Below are 13,018 nucleotides of genomic sequence, written 5' to 3'. Positions count from 1 at the left end.
TATTATCCTATGGCGGAAGCTTTGAGCAGTTTGGCGATGTCCTTATGGACCTTGCTCGCCTTGGCGGTATCGCTGGAAACCGCGCCTTTCGGAAAGCGCATCATCAGGTTGCCCAGCGGGTCGATCAGGTACACGTAGTCGGCGGCGCGTTCGCCCTGCTCCACCGGCAGCCATTTTTGCACGGTGGCGGCCGGCGCACGCAACATGTGGGTGCCGTCGTTCACGCGCATGAGCATGGTTTCGAGCGGCTGCTCGTCGGTGATCAGCCAAACCCGTTCCACGCGCTCCATCGCCTTGCCCTGCATGGTGCGCAACTGGCGCATGGCAAACAGCTGGTCCTGGCAAGCCTGCTGGCAGTCGGACGGCCCCACCTTGAGCATGATCCACTTGCCGCGATAATCGGCCAGCGTCGCCGGGCTGCCGTCGAGCTGGCGGCTGGCCATCGGCGGGATCGGATACTGGCGCGCGTCGAGCAGGGTGCCGTAGTTGGTCTCGCCGCCCTTGGGCTTGACCACGTAGTACATGAAGTATGACGCCAGCAGTGGCGCCGCGCAGACCGCGATCACGGCCAGCAGCTTCCAGCGCCCGCGCGCCGTCTGTTTAGGGTTTGCCTGATTTTCCACGTCTGAATCCATTTACGACAAAAAAGATGACCGCCATCGCCGCCAGCGCATACCACTGGAAGGCGTAGCCCTGGTGTTTTTCGGGATTCATGCCCGAAGCCGGCCATTCGCGGCCCATGCGCAGGTCGTCGCCACCCGGGCGCGCCGGCGCGCTTTGCTGCAGTACGAACGGCTGCATGGTCAGGCCGCTGGCCTTGGCCACCTGCAGCGGATCGGCGTTTTGCACGATGACGCCGGGCGCCAGCGCCGGCCCCGCACCGAGCTCCATCACGTGGCCCGAATGCAGACGCGCCACGCCGTCCACGGTGACGATACCTGTGGGCGTAGCGAACGCGGGCAGCTTGTCGCGCGCCAGCGGATCGCGCGGCAACCAGCCGCGCTGCACCAGCACATGCATATTGGATCCGTCGATCTTGAACGGCATCAGCAGATAGACGCCGGCGCGGCCCTGGTACGGACGGTTGTCGAGGTACAGCGGCCAGTCCTGGACGAACTGGCCGGTGACGGTCACGCGGCGGTATTCGACGTCGGCAGCGGCCAGCGGCGCGCCGGTCAGCGCCAGCGGTGCGGCGGCCACGCCCTGGTCGAGCCGGGCCTGGGTGGCGATTTTCTCATCGGCGCGGCGCTCCTGCCAGTTGCCCAGGGCAATGCCCAGCGCCACCACCAGGACCGTGGCGATCAAGGGAATCAATTTAAATCGGAAGGCAATCGGCATTACAATGAAGCCTCACTCATCTCGCTGCCCTGTCATGAAAATTGTCGTCGCCATCGCGTTCGTGCTGATCATCGGCAGCCTCGGTTCCGCGCTGTTCTTCCTCATGCGCGACAAGGGCAAGAGCAACAACACGGTCCGCTCGCTGGCGGTGCGGGTGGGCTTGTCGATCGCCCTGTTCGTGATGATCCTGGTTGCCTACAAGCTCGGCTACATCCAGCCCACCGGCTTGCGCTGAGCGGCTGCGGCTGAGGTTTCCGTTACGCCAGAAAAAACGGCCGCACCGGACCTTCCGTGTGCGGCCGACAGCATTATAGCGCCGATGTTTGGGCGATGTTCAGAGCCAGTAGATCACGACGTAAAGACCGAGCCACACCACGTCCACGAAGTGCCAGTACCACGCCGCACCCTCGAAGGCGAAGTGATTATCGGGCGTAAAGTGTCCCTTGAGTACCCGGTACAGCACGACCGACAGCATGATCGCCCCCATCGTCACGTGGAAACCGTGGAAGCCGGTCAGCATGAAGAAGGTCGAGCCGTAGATGCCGGACGTGAGCTTGAGATTGAGGTCTCGGTAGGCGTGGATGTATTCGTAAGCCTGGAAGCCCATGAAGGTGGCGCCCAGCAGCACGGTGGCAAACAGCCAGATCGCCGTCTGCGCGCGGTGACCGGCGCGCAGCGCGTGGTGGGCGATGGTGAGCGTCACACCGGAGGTCAGCAGCAAGGCGGTATTGATGGTTGGAATCGGGAACGGTCCCATGGTGCGGAACTCATCGACCATGCCGGCCGGGCTGGCGCCGCCCCACTGCGCGGCAAAATCGGGCCAGATGAATTTATGGTCGATGTCGCCGAGCCATGGCATCGAGATCACGCGGGCGTAGAACAGTGCGCCGAAGAAGGCGCCGAAGAACATCACCTCGGAGACGATGAACCACGCCATCGACCAGCGGAACGAGTAGTCGATGCGCTGGCTGTACAAGCCGCCTTCGGATTCCTTGATGGCGTCGCCGAACCAGAAGTACAGCACCGCGATAATGCCGGCCAGGCCGACCATGTTGACCGGCATGCCCCACGACACGTCGTTCACCCAGGCCGAGGCGCCAGCCATGGTCACCAGCAGCGCAATACCGGCCAGCAGCGGCCAGCGCGACGGCCCCGGCACGAAGTAGTACGGTGCTGCGGTGTTGTGTGCGCTCATCTTGATCTCCCTGTCATTTTGTAAGGACTATTTTGCTACCGCCCACTGCACGGCCAGGATCAGCAGCCCGATGAACAGGGCCACGGCGATCAGCGCCGCGATCACGATGTGCACCGGGTTGAGCCGGGCATCATCGTTGTCGAAATCACTTTTGCGGCGCAGGCCGAAGAACGACCACACCACCGCCTTCAACGAATACAGAAACGACGCCGGCTTCTTGTCCATTTATTTAGCCGCAGTCTTGTCCATGCCGCCCACCTCGAAGAAGGTGTACGACAGGGTGATGGTTTTCACATCGCGCGGCAGCTTGGGGTCGATGTAGAACATCACCGGCATCTGCCGCGCCTCGTTCGGCTTCAACGCTTGCTGGCGGAAGCAGAAGCACTCGACCTTCTTAAAATGCTGCATGGCGTTCTGCGGCGCGTAGCTCGGGATCGCCTGCGCCGCCACATCGCGGTTCTGGGTGTTGACCACCTCGTACGTCACCGTGGCCAGCTCGCCCGGGTGCACCGTCATCGAGGCCACCGTGGGCCGGAAGCGGTACGGTCCCTGGCTGTTGGCATCGAACTCGATGGTGATGTTGCGGCTGGCGTCCACCTGCGTGTTCTTGTCGTACTCGACCGTGCCATCTTTTTGCGTGAGCACGTTCAGGCCCAGCGCTTCGCAGATCTGGCGGTAGAACGGGTTCAGCGCATAGGCAAAGCCGAACATCACCACGGCCGTGACCAGCAGCTTGCCGAGCATGGTGCGGTTCAGTCCGGAGGTGCCGTCTTTTTTCATGTCAGCTCAGCCAGATGCGCTTGACGAATACCGACAGAAAAAACAGCACCGCCAGCCCGGCCAGCAGCAGGGCCAGGCGCGTGTTGTTGGGCTTTTTTGTGCTCATGGCGGTCAGCTTATTTGAACTGCGGTGGCGTTTCAAACGTATGGAACGGCGCTGGCGACGGCACGGTCCACTCGAGGCCCTCGGCGCCTTCCCAGGGCTTGGCTTCCGCTTTCTTGCCGCCCCGGATGGTGGGGATCACCACGCCAAACAGGAAGAACACCTGCGACAGGCCGAAGCCGAACGCGCCGATGGTGGCGATCATGTTGTAGTCGGTGAACTGCGCCGAGTAATCGACATAGCGGCGCGGCATGCCGGCCAGGCCCAGGAAGTGCATCGGGAAGAACGTGACGTTGAACGAAATGAGCGACAGCCAGAAGTGCGCCTTGCCCATGGTTTCGTTGTACATGTGGCCGGTCCACTTGGGCGACCAGTAATAGAAGCCGGCAAACAGCGCGAACAGCGAACCGGCGACCAGCACGTAGTGGAAATGCGCCACCACGTAATACGTGTCTTGCAGCTGGATGTCGATCGGGGTGACCGCCAGGATCAGGCCGGTAAAACCGCCGATGGTGAACACGAAGATGAAGCCCACCGTAAACAGCATCGGGGTCTCGAAGGTCATCGAGCCCTTCCACATGGTGGCGATCCAGTTGAACACTTTCACGCCGGTGGGCACAGCGATCAGCATGGTGGCGTACATGAAGAACAGCTGCGACGTCACCGGCATGCCGGTGGTAAACATGTGGTGGGCCCAGACCACGAACGACAGGATCGCGATCGACGCGGTGGCGTACACCATCGACGCGTAGCCAAACAGCTGCTTGCGCGCGAACGCCGGCAGGATCTGCGAGACGATGCCGAACGCCGGCAAGATCATGATGTACACCTCGGGGTGGCCGAAGAACCAGAAGATGTGCTGGTACATCACCGGGTCGCCGCCGGCTGCGGCGTTAAAGAACGTGGTGCCGAAATGGCGGTCGGTCAGCGTCATGGTGATCGCGCCCGCCAACACCGGCATCACCAGGATCAGCAGGTAGGCGGTGATCAGCCAGGTCCAGCAGAACATCGGCATTTTCATCAGGGTCATGCCGGGCGCGCGCATGTTGAGGATGGTGACGATGATGTTGATCGAGCCCATGATCGACGAGGCGCCCATCAGGTGCATGGCGAAAATCGCCATGTCCATGCCCGGTCCCATTTGCGTGGACAGCGGCGCGTACAGGGTCCAGCCGGCGGCGGTGGCGCCACCGGGCACCAGGAACGACGTCGCCAGCAACAGCGCAGCGGGCGGCAGCAGCCAGAACGAGAAGTTGTTCATGCGCGCAAAGGCCATGTCGGACGCGCCGATCTGCAGCGGGATCATCCAGTTGGCAAAGCCCACGAAGGCCGGCATGATGGCGCCGAACACCATCACCAGGCCGTGCATGGTGGTCAGTTGGTTGAAGAATTCGGGCTGGAAGAATTGCAGGCCAGGGTGGAACAGCTCGCTGCGGATCATCAGCGCCAGCACCCCGCCCGACAGCAGCATGACGAACGAGAACCACAGGTACAGCGTGCCGATATCCTTGTGGTTGGTGGCGAACAGCCAGCGTTTCAGGCCGCTGGGGTGCTCATGTGCGTGGTCGTGGTCGTGCGCGTGGTCGTGCTCATGACCATGGGCGTGATCAATGGTGCTTGTGCTCATTTGTGTCTCCTGCTGTTCTGCTGGATTATTTACGTGCAGCCACGATTTCGGCCGGTTGGACGATGTTTTGTTCTGGCTTGTTCGACCAGCTGTTGCGGGTGTACGTGATCACGGCCGCAATTTCGGTATCGGACAGCTGCTTCCACGCCGGCATTTCGGCAGGATATTTCCCGCTCTTCTGGCCGTTGAGCAGCACGTGGATTTGCGCGGCCTTGTCGCCGTTGACGACAGCCGAGCCGTCGAGCGGGGCGAACGCGCCCGGCACGCCCTTGCCGTTGGCCTGGTGGCAGACCGCGCAGTTGGCGGTGTAGACTTTTTCGCCGCGCGTTTTCAGCTCGTCGATGGTGAAGGTCTTGTTCGGATCGTCGGCCAGCGCGGCCATTTCCTTTTTCTTGCCATCGACCCAAGCCGTGTAGTCGGCGTCGCTGACCACGCGCACCACGATCGGCATGAACGCGTGCTCCTTGCCGCACAGCTCGGAGCAATAGCCGCGGTAGGTGCCGGTGTGTTCGGCCTTGAACCAGGTGTCGCGCACGAAACCCGGGATCGCATCCTGCTTGACGGCAAACGCGGGAATCGACCACGAGTGAATGACGTCGGCGGCGGTGGTGACGATGCGGATCTTTTTATGGACCGGCACCACCATCTCGTTGTCGACTTCCATCAGGTAATTGTCGCCGCGCTTTTCGGTCGGCGCAAAGCCGGGGGCGCCAACCTGCGCGCGTGGCGTGGTCAGGTTGGACAGGAAGGAAATGCCGTTGCCTTCGCCGCTCAGGTAGTCGTAGCCCCACTTCCATTGCATGCCGGTGACCTTGATGGTGATGTCGGCGTTGCTGGTGTCTTTCATGCCGACCACGGTGCGGGTGGCAGGCAGCGCCATGCCGATGACGATGAGGAACGGCACGATGGTCCAGGCGATTTCGACGCTGGTCGATTCGTGGAACGTGGCCGGCTTGTGGCCCAGCGATTTGCGGTGCTTGAAGATCGAGTAGAACATCACGCCGAACACGGCGACGAAGATCACCAGGCACACGATCATCATCCACGTGTGCAGGTCATAGACCTCGGTGGCGATGCGGGTGGCAGGCGGTTGCAGGTTGAGCTGCTTTTCGATGGGGCCGCCGGTGCCGCCGGTGGCCGGGCCGTAGGTTCCAGCAGTGTCTGCCGCCCTCGCTGCAATACTGGCTGCCGTCATCGTAAAGCCGAGCATGAACGATGTAAGTCGCTTCGCAAGTGTCATGTTTTCCCCAACAAACCCAAGTGTAATTATTTTGTAACGACCTGGATTCCGGTAAACCAAACCCGCGTCGCTCCTTAAACAACTCCAGGTCCCGTTGGCACACTGCCGGGACGCTGAAGCCTTTGTCTCCATCCCCTACTTCACAGCGTGCTGCGAGAGAACTATACAAAAGCCCGATGCTGCTTAAATCAACTGCCCACTTCGTTTCATTTAGTGACCGGATAGCGGCTTTGCCCATGAATTGGTGGCAAAGTTGGTTATTGATTATATAGAACAAAAACCACGCACATCAACAAATAAACGATTTTGCAACTCTGTGGTCCTCGCGACGCATTTCGCTTGCATCCGGGGCGAGATCGCGCTATGGACGATGTTAATTCTTCTTGCGCGGCAGGTCGAAGCGGATGATCGCCTCGCCCTTGGACGTGGTGCGCGGCGCTGGCCGGAATGCGTGGCCGTAGATCACCTCGAACGTCAGCGTCAGCTTGCCGTCGGGCCGGCGCTGGCGCTCCAGCGCCGCCAGCATGCGCTGCCACGCCTGCCGGCCCGTCAGCCCCCGGCTGCGCGTGGCCAGCGGATTGCCGCCCAGCGCGCGCACATCGGCCAGCAGCGCCTGCGTTGTATCGTAAGTGACCGTGATCACTTCCATGTCGAGTACCGGCGTGGAAAAGCCCACTTCCACCAGCTGGTCGCCGAAATCATGCATATCGACGAACGGCAGCACGTGCGGCGCCAGGTCGGCTTCGGCAAACGCCGTGCGCAACTCGCGCAGGGTGTCGGGGCCGAAGCACGAAAACATCAGCAGACTGTTGACCCGCAGCACGCGGCGCCACTCGGCAAACACGCGGTCGGGCTGCGGATGCCAGTGCAACGCCAGGTTGGACCACACCAGATCGATGGAGTTCGGCGCCAGCGGCAAATCGGCGAAATCTCCGCAGACCAGGTCGATACCGGCCTTCGCCGGCAGCAACTTCGCCAGCAGCTGGTTCAGCGACGATTGCCTGGCGCCCTGGCTGCGCACGGCGCGCAGCGGCGCCTCGGCCGCATCGACACCGAGAATCTGGGCGGCAGCGTACATTTTCTGCAACATGCCGAGGTCGGCGCCATCGCCACAACCGGCATCGAGCACGCGCAAAGGCGCGATTTTAACCAGTTCCAGCCGGTCGACCATCCTCGAGGCGATTTCCCGGCGCAGGAAATCAGCGGCACGGGTGCGTTCGGGACGGGAAAACAGGGCGCGTACATGATGCAGATCAATCGGAGCGCTGAGTTTGGGCGGGTTGGCAGGGGCGTGCATATATGGTTGACAGTTGGGTTCTACCGGGGACGACAGCACCGTCATGCAACTGTGGCCGCGGCAGTCGTCGTCGGTAATGCGATAATGTCGGCAGTGTACATGGTTGGCGCCAGGCTGGCCGCTGTGCGCTGCGATTTTTGGGAAGTTGGCATGAATGGCAAGCTGTTCCAGCGTGCGCTCAATCTGCTGTTGCCCACCTCGTGTGCGCTGTGCGGCGCGGGCGGTGACGACACCTTGTGCAGCGCCTGCGTGGACCAGTTTTTCGGCGACGCCACGCGCCTGCCGCGCTGTCATTGCTGCGCCAACCCGGTCGTGGCCGGGGCGACGCTATGCGGCCACTGCATCGCTGCGCGCCCGGCCTTCGACCGCACCATCGTGGCCGCCGACTATGCGCTGCCGGTCGATCAACTGGTGCTGCAGCTGAAATTCGGCCACCGGCTGGCGCTGGCGGCGCTGATGGCGCGGCGGCTGGCGGTGGTGGTGGGCCAACACCCGGACACGCTGCCCGACGTGCTGTGCGCGGTGCCGCTGGGTCGGCGCCGACTGGCGCAGCGCGGCTACAACCAGGCGCTGGAAATTGCCCGGCCGCTGGCGCGCAGCCTCGGCGTGGTACTGCAGCCAAGGCTGCTCGCGCGCATCCGCGAGACGGCCGCGCAGAGCAGCGTGGCGCCCGAGCATCGGCGCGCCAATATCGCCGGCGCCTTTGCGCTGGCCGCGCCGGCGCTGGCACTGGTGCGCGGGCGCCATATCGGCGTGGTCGACGACGTGATGACCAGCGGCGGCACGCTCGACGAAATGGCCGCCACCCTCAAGCGCCACGGCGCGGCGCGCGTGAGCAACTTCGTGTTCGCGCGCACGCCGCCCCATTGAAATATTTAAGGAGAAGCATCTTGTTTCACGTCGTACTCGTCCACCCCGAAATTCCGCCCAATACCGGCAACGTCATCCGCCTGTGCGCCAACACCGGCGCCCAGTTGCACCTGATCGAGCCACTCGGCTTTCCGCTCGAAGATTCCAAGCTCAAGCGCGCCGGCCTCGACTACCACGAGTACGCGAAAATGAAGGTGCACGCCGACTGGCAAGCGTTCTGCGCCGACCTGCAGCCCGACCCGTCGCGCATGTTCGCCATGACCACGCACGGCTCGTCGCCGTTCGCCAGCGCCAGCTTCCAGCCGGGCGACGTGTTCGTGTTCGGCTCGGAAACCGCCGGCCTGCCGCCCGCCCTGCGCAACAATTTCCCGGCCGAACAGCGCATCCGCCTGCCGATGCGGCCCGACAACCGCAGCCTCAATCTGTCCAATACCGTCGCGGTCGTAGTTTTTGAAGCCTGGCGCCAGAACGGCTACGCCGGCGGCGCTTAGGGTTTAATGGAATCGTCAACGCAGAGCGCCTGACGAACCTCCAGGGCAAGGCGCAGCGACGAAGACAGTACGCCAGTACGGCGAGGAGTTGCAACGCCGCCATGGAGCTTCGTCAGGCGCTCGTCTTTCTGCGTGCAGTAGAAGTGCGCAGGATCAGCTGCGGCTCGATCATGCCGGTCTCCGGCTCCGGCTTGCCATCAATGGCGGCAATCAGTTTTTCCATCGCCGCCGCCCCCATCCGCTCGCTCTGCATATCGACGGTGGTCAGCGCCGGCGACGTGTACTGGCCATACGAGATATTGTCGAACGCCGCCACCGACAGGTCGTCGGGCAGCGAAAAACCGAGGGTTTGCGCCGCCTTCATGAAGCCCAACGCCATCAAGTCGTTGTAGCAGATCAGCGCATCGGGCGGGTTGCCGCCCAGCAGGATGGCCGAACACACGCGTTCGCCCTCGGCCGACGTGGGCGTGCCGCCCTCGTACACCGTCAGTTCCAGGTCCTGCTCGCCCAGGCAGGCGCGGATGGCGTCGAGGCGGTCGTGGTCGCGCCGGGCGCGGGCAAAACGCAGGTAGGCAAACCGCCGGTGCCCCAGCGACAGCAGGTGACGCACCAGCATGGCGGCGCCACGGGTGTCGTCGCTGCTCACCCATTGCAACGGCAGCCGCGTGGGCCGGCCGAAATACACCAGCGGCTTGTCCAGGTCCATCAGCCAGTCCATCTCGGACTCGACCATGCGCGAGAAGAGGATCAGGCCATCGACGCGGCGGCTCAGCGCTTCGATCAGCGGCCGTTCGCGGTCGGCGTTTTCTTCGGTATCGACCAGCAGCAAGGTGTAATTATGGGCCAGGGCCACGCGGTTGGCGCCCTTGACGATGCTGGTGAAATGGGGATTGTTGATGTCGAGGATGGAGAGGCCGATGCTGCGCGTGCGGCCCGTGATCATCGATTGCGCCAGCGGGTTGGACCGGTAGCCCAGTTTGGCGATCACTTCCTTGATGGTGGCTTCGACTGCCGGTGAAAACCGTTGTGCGCCGTTCACAAACTTCGACACGGTGGCGGTCGAGACGCCGGCGGCGGCGGCCACGTCACGGATGGTTGCTACGTTTTTTTTCATTGCAGGCAGGAGTGGGCGCGTGATCGATCGTGGCAACGATCTTAGCACGCGCCCACCGGCCCCTACCCCTTACAGATCGGTAATCTCTTTATGGCGCGGCACCAGGATTTTCATGACCGACCACGCTGCCAGGTAGGCCACGGCGCAGATCGCGAACATGATCATGTAGCCGGTGTAGATGTCGTTGACCGCCTTGTAGTGGTCGAACACCCAGCCGCCCAGCTTGGTCAGCAGCACGCCGCCGATACCGCCGGCCATGCCGCCGATACCGACCACCGACGCCACCGCTTTTTGCGGGAACATGTCCGACACGGTGGTAAAGATATTGGCCGACCAGGCCTGGTGGGCCGAGGCGCCGATACCGATCAGGATGACAGGCACCCAGAAGCTGATCGAACCGAGCGGTTGCGCCAGCAGCACCAGCAGCGGGAACAGCGCGATCACGAACATCGCCCGCATGCGGCCGTCATACGGCGCATAACCACGGGCCATGAAGTAGCTGGGGAACCAGCCGCCGCCGATCGAACCGATCATGGTCATACTGTAGAGCACGGCCAGCGGCACGATGATGGCGTCGCCCTTCATGCCGTACTGGGCCGACAGGTAAGTAGGCAGCCAGAACAGGAAGAACCACCACACGCCGTCGGTCATGAACTTGCCGAAGGCGAAAGCCCAGGTCTGCGGGTATTTCAGCAACTGGAACCACGAGGTTTTACGGGCAGCAGCGGCCGACGCTTCCTCGGTGGTTTCGACTTTGACCACCTGGTCGCTGCGGATATAGGCCAGTTCCGCGGCGCTCATGCGCTTTTGCTGTTCCGGCTTGTCGTACAACCAGATCCACAGCGCCATCCAGAAGAAGCCGACCGCGCCGATGATGATGAACGCCCACTGCCAGCCCCACACGGAGGCGATCAGCGGCACGCTGATCGGCGCCAGGATCGCGCCGACGTTGGCGCCGGAGTTGAAGATGCCGGTGGCGAACGAACGCTCTTTCTTGGGGAAGTATTCGGCAGTGGCCTTGATCGCGGCCGGGAAGTTACCGGCCTCGCCGATCGCCAGCACCGCGCGCGACACCATGAAACCAACAATCGACGGCACCAGCACCAGCCCGAAGGCGCCAGCGACCACCGCTATGCCCTCGCCCATCGGCACCGCAAACGCGTGCAGGATGGCACCCAGCGACCAGATCACGATGGCCACGATATACGCGGTCTTGGTGCCGATGCGGTCGACCACGCGGCCGGCCAGCAGCATCGAGACCGCGTACACGAACTGGAACGCGGCGGCGATGTTGGCATAATCGGTATTGGTCCAGCCGAACTCCCTGGACAGGTCCGGCGCCAGCAGGCTGAGCACCTGGCGGTCGAGGTAATTGATAGTGGTGGCAAAAAACAACAAGGCACAGATGGTCCAGCGGTATTTACCGACGGCCTGGCCGACTGACTGCGGGTTGACGGGCTCGCTCAGATTCATGGCATCACTTTGTATTATGTTTATATAGATGATCTCCCGGTCTCCACGAGATCATGTCATATGTCATCGTACAACCATAAAAGTTGTGAAGCAAGAAAAAACAAGTGGCTGCTCAAAGGCAGCCACCAAATGATCAAATCGTTGCGCGAAGCGTTTTTTTATGCTGCCTGCTTCATTCTAGGACGGGCCAGCAACAGCGCGATCAGGCTGATCACCGCCGCCCCGCTCAGGTAGTAGCCGACGTATTGCAAACCGTAGTTGGTGGCCAGCCAGGTGGCGATGTACGGCGCCAGCGAGGCGCCCAGGATACCGGCCAGGTTGAACGTGAGCGAGGCGCCCGTGTAGCGCACTTCGGCCGGAAACAGCTCCGACAAGATGGTGCCCAAAGGACCGTAGGTCAGTCCCATCAGCCCCAGGCCCAGCGACAGGAATACCGTTACCTGGACCGTGCTGCCCGAGCCGAACAGCGGCGCCAGCGCCAGCCCGAAGACGGCGATCGCCGCCGAAATCCAGATCAGCGTGCGCGCACGGCCATGGCGGTCGGCCCACACCGCTGCGATCGGTATGGTCAGGCCAAAGAACAGCACCGCGAACAGTTGCTGGATCAGGAAGTCCTTGCGCGAGAAATGCAGCGCAGTGGTGCCCCAGCTGAGCGCGAACACCGTCATCAAATAGAACAGCACGAAGGTCGCCAGCGCAATCAGGGTGCCCAGCACCAGCATGCGGCCATGGTCGCGGAACACCGTCACCACCGGTACTTTGACGCGCTCGTTCTTTTCCAGCACTTTCTGGAAGTCCGGTGTTTCGTGGATTTTCAGACGCACATACAAACCGACGATCACCAGCAATGCGCTGGCCAGGAACGGGATGCGCCAGCCGTAGGCGAAGAATTCGGCATCGGTCTGCACTTCGGTGAGCAGCAGGAAAATCCCGCCCGACAGGAAGAAGCCGATCGGCGCGCCCAGTTGCGGGAACATGCCGTACCAGGCGCGCTTGCCCGGCGGCGCGTTTTCGGTAGCCAGCAGCACCGCGCCGCCCCATTCGCCACCGAGGCCCAGGCCCTGGCCAAAGCGGCACAGCGCCAGCAACGCTGGCGCCCAGGTGCCGATGGTCGCGTACGTGGGCAGCAGGCCGATCACCACCGTGGACAGACCCATGGTGAGCAGCGCCGCCACCAGGGTGGCCTTGCGACCCACGCGGTCGCCGAAGTGACCGAACACGGCGGAACCAATGGGCCGCGCAAAGAAGGCGATGGCAAACGTGGCCAGCGACTGCAAGGTGGCGGCGGCCGGGTCGGCGGCGGGGAAGAACAGCTTGGGAAACACCAGCACGGCGGCGGTGGCGTAGATATAGAAGTCGAAGAATTCGATCGTGGTGCCGATCAAGCTGGCGAACAGCACGGTGGCCGGCTTGTTGGTCTGGGCCGGTTTTGACTGACTCATGCGTAAAGCTCCTGCGAATGAACGGTGCGGTCCATCATACACACGCCA

General features: G+C 62.7%; 15 protein-coding genes. 3 read left to right on the top strand and 12 right to left on the bottom strand.

Annotation, left to right across the window (positions count from 1 at the left end):
- Positions 1 to 2: 2 nt before the first annotated feature.
- Together J2X54_RS14645 and J2X54_RS14640 are read right to left on the bottom strand one after the other, a co-directional pair.
- Positions 3 to 635 carry an SCO family protein gene (locus tag J2X54_RS14645; protein ID WP_404990916.1) on the bottom strand — a complete coding sequence of 211 codons (633 nt, stop codon included), beginning with the start codon at positions 633 to 635 and terminating at the stop codon, positions 3 to 5.
- Positions 601 to 1,338, bottom strand: a complete 738-nt coding sequence (locus J2X54_RS14640) for an SURF1 family protein (protein WP_310181566.1) — start codon at positions 1,336 to 1,338, stop codon at positions 601 to 603. Before J2X54_RS14640 ends, J2X54_RS14645 begins: the two co-directional genes overlap by 35 nt.
- 34 nt (positions 1,339 to 1,372) lie before the next feature.
- Here J2X54_RS14640 and J2X54_RS14635 point away from each other — a divergent pair, with 34 nt between their 5' ends.
- On the top strand, positions 1,373 to 1,573 hold the full coding sequence (locus J2X54_RS14635; protein WP_070248267.1) for a twin transmembrane helix small protein: 201 nt from the start codon (positions 1,373 to 1,375) through the stop codon (positions 1,571 to 1,573).
- 99 nt (positions 1,574 to 1,672) lie between these two features.
- Here J2X54_RS14635 and J2X54_RS14630 read toward each other — a convergent pair whose 3' ends face one another.
- The 7 genes from J2X54_RS14630 to J2X54_RS14600 all read right to left on the bottom strand — a co-directional run bounded on the left by J2X54_RS14630 (position 1,673) and on the right by J2X54_RS14600 (position 7,580).
- Positions 1,673 to 2,533 carry a cytochrome c oxidase subunit 3 gene (locus J2X54_RS14630; RefSeq protein WP_310181565.1) on the bottom strand — a complete coding sequence of 287 codons (861 nt, stop codon included), beginning with the start codon at positions 2,531 to 2,533 and terminating at the stop codon, positions 1,673 to 1,675.
- Between the two features lie 27 nt (positions 2,534 to 2,560).
- Positions 2,561 to 2,758 (bottom strand): DUF2970 domain-containing protein, encoded by a 198-nt coding sequence (locus J2X54_RS14625; protein WP_070248270.1) that lies wholly within the window; start codon positions 2,756 to 2,758, stop codon positions 2,561 to 2,563.
- On the bottom strand, positions 2,759 to 3,313 hold the full coding sequence (locus J2X54_RS14620; RefSeq protein WP_310181563.1) for a cytochrome c oxidase assembly protein: 555 nt from the start codon (positions 3,311 to 3,313) through the stop codon (positions 2,759 to 2,761).
- A gap of 1 nt (position 3,314) precedes the next feature.
- Positions 3,315 to 3,419 (bottom strand): cytochrome oxidase small assembly protein, encoded by a 105-nt coding sequence (locus J2X54_RS14615; protein ID WP_229255336.1) that lies wholly within the window; start codon positions 3,417 to 3,419, stop codon positions 3,315 to 3,317.
- Between the two features lie 10 nt (positions 3,420 to 3,429).
- Positions 3,430 to 5,043, bottom strand: coding sequence for a cytochrome c oxidase subunit I (ctaD, locus tag J2X54_RS14610; protein WP_310181562.1), 1,614 nt, complete (start codon positions 5,041 to 5,043; stop codon positions 3,430 to 3,432).
- Between the two features lie 25 nt (positions 5,044 to 5,068).
- Complete coding sequence (gene coxB / locus J2X54_RS14605) at positions 5,069 to 6,253, bottom strand: cytochrome c oxidase subunit II (RefSeq protein WP_404990926.1); 1,185 nt, start codon at positions 6,251 to 6,253, stop codon at positions 5,069 to 5,071.
- 403 nt (positions 6,254 to 6,656) lie between these two features.
- On the bottom strand, positions 6,657 to 7,580 hold the full coding sequence (locus J2X54_RS14600) for a methyltransferase domain-containing protein (RefSeq protein WP_070248371.1): 924 nt from the start codon (positions 7,578 to 7,580) through the stop codon (positions 6,657 to 6,659).
- Positions 7,581 to 7,730: 150 nt separating this feature from the next.
- On the opposite strand from J2X54_RS14600, the gene J2X54_RS14595 reads away from it, so the two are divergent.
- On the top strand, positions 7,731 to 8,450 hold the full coding sequence (locus J2X54_RS14595) for a ComF family protein (protein ID WP_070248373.1): 720 nt from the start codon (positions 7,731 to 7,733) through the stop codon (positions 8,448 to 8,450).
- Between the two features lie 20 nt (positions 8,451 to 8,470).
- Positions 8,471 to 8,941, top strand: a complete 471-nt coding sequence (trmL, locus tag J2X54_RS14590) for a tRNA (uridine(34)/cytosine(34)/5-carboxymethylaminomethyluridine(34)-2'-O)-methyltransferase TrmL (RefSeq protein WP_070248276.1) — start codon at positions 8,471 to 8,473, stop codon at positions 8,939 to 8,941.
- 112 nt (positions 8,942 to 9,053) lie between these two features.
- On the opposite strand, the gene J2X54_RS14585 is transcribed toward trmL, so the two are convergent.
- The 3 genes from J2X54_RS14585 to J2X54_RS14575 form a co-directional block, all read right to left on the bottom strand.
- Positions 9,054 to 10,055 (bottom strand): LacI family DNA-binding transcriptional regulator, encoded by a 1,002-nt coding sequence (locus J2X54_RS14585; RefSeq protein WP_310181560.1) that lies wholly within the window; start codon positions 10,053 to 10,055, stop codon positions 9,054 to 9,056.
- A 69-nt stretch (positions 10,056 to 10,124) separates the two neighbouring features.
- Positions 10,125 to 11,528 carry an MFS transporter gene (locus J2X54_RS14580; RefSeq protein WP_310181558.1) on the bottom strand — a complete coding sequence of 468 codons (1,404 nt, stop codon included), beginning with the start codon at positions 11,526 to 11,528 and terminating at the stop codon, positions 10,125 to 10,127.
- A 158-nt stretch (positions 11,529 to 11,686) separates the two neighbouring features.
- Positions 11,687 to 12,970, bottom strand: coding sequence for an MFS transporter (locus J2X54_RS14575; RefSeq protein WP_070248282.1), 1,284 nt, complete (start codon positions 12,968 to 12,970; stop codon positions 11,687 to 11,689).
- Between the last annotated feature and the right edge of the window lie 48 nt (positions 12,971 to 13,018).

This window comes from Duganella sp. 3397, from assembly GCF_031456625.1.
In the GTDB taxonomy this organism is placed as follows: Bacteria; Pseudomonadota; Gammaproteobacteria; order Burkholderiales; family Burkholderiaceae_D; genus Rugamonas; species Rugamonas phyllosphaerae.
The sequence above is the reverse complement of the archived record's forward strand: the minus strand, read 5'-3'. Positions and strand labels throughout refer to the sequence as shown.

Bases quoted from the DNA above. Each gene is read 5' to 3' on its own strand.
- J2X54_RS14645 (WP_404990916.1), bottom strand. From the start codon at position 635: ATGGATTCAGACGTGGAAAATCAGGCAAACCCTAAACAGACGGCGCGC.
- J2X54_RS14630 (WP_310181565.1), bottom strand. From the start codon at position 2,533: ATGAGCGCACACAACACCGCAGCACCGTACTACTTCGTGCCGGGGCCG.
- J2X54_RS14615 (WP_229255336.1), bottom strand. From the start codon at position 3,419: ATGAGCACAAAAAAGCCCAACAACACGCGCCTGGCCCTGCTGCTGGCC.
- J2X54_RS14600 (WP_070248371.1), bottom strand. From the start codon at position 7,580: ATGCACGCCCCTGCCAACCCGCCCAAACTCAGCGCTCCGATTGATCTG.
- J2X54_RS14595 (WP_070248373.1), top strand. From the start codon at position 7,731: ATGAATGGCAAGCTGTTCCAGCGTGCGCTCAATCTGCTGTTGCCCACC.
- J2X54_RS14580 (WP_310181558.1), bottom strand. From the start codon at position 11,528: ATGAATCTGAGCGAGCCCGTCAACCCGCAGTCAGTCGGCCAGGCCGTC.
- J2X54_RS14635 (WP_070248267.1), top strand. From the start codon at position 1,373: ATGAAAATTGTCGTCGCCATCGCGTTCGTGCTGATCATCGGCAGCCTC.
- ctaD (WP_310181562.1), bottom strand. From the start codon at position 5,043: ATGAGCACAAGCACCATTGATCACGCCCATGGTCATGAGCACGACCAC.
- coxB (WP_404990926.1), bottom strand. From the start codon at position 6,253: ATGCTCGGCTTTACGATGACGGCAGCCAGTATTGCAGCGAGGGCGGCA.
- J2X54_RS14585 (WP_310181560.1), bottom strand. From the start codon at position 10,055: ATGAAAAAAAACGTAGCAACCATCCGTGACGTGGCCGCCGCCGCCGGC.
- J2X54_RS14620 (WP_310181563.1), bottom strand. From the start codon at position 3,313: ATGAAAAAAGACGGCACCTCCGGACTGAACCGCACCATGCTCGGCAAG.
- J2X54_RS14575 (WP_070248282.1), bottom strand. From the start codon at position 12,970: ATGAGTCAGTCAAAACCGGCCCAGACCAACAAGCCGGCCACCGTGCTG.
- J2X54_RS14625 (WP_070248270.1), bottom strand. From the start codon at position 2,758: ATGGACAAGAAGCCGGCGTCGTTTCTGTATTCGTTGAAGGCGGTGGTG.
- J2X54_RS14640 (WP_310181566.1), bottom strand. From the start codon at position 1,338: ATGCCGATTGCCTTCCGATTTAAATTGATTCCCTTGATCGCCACGGTC.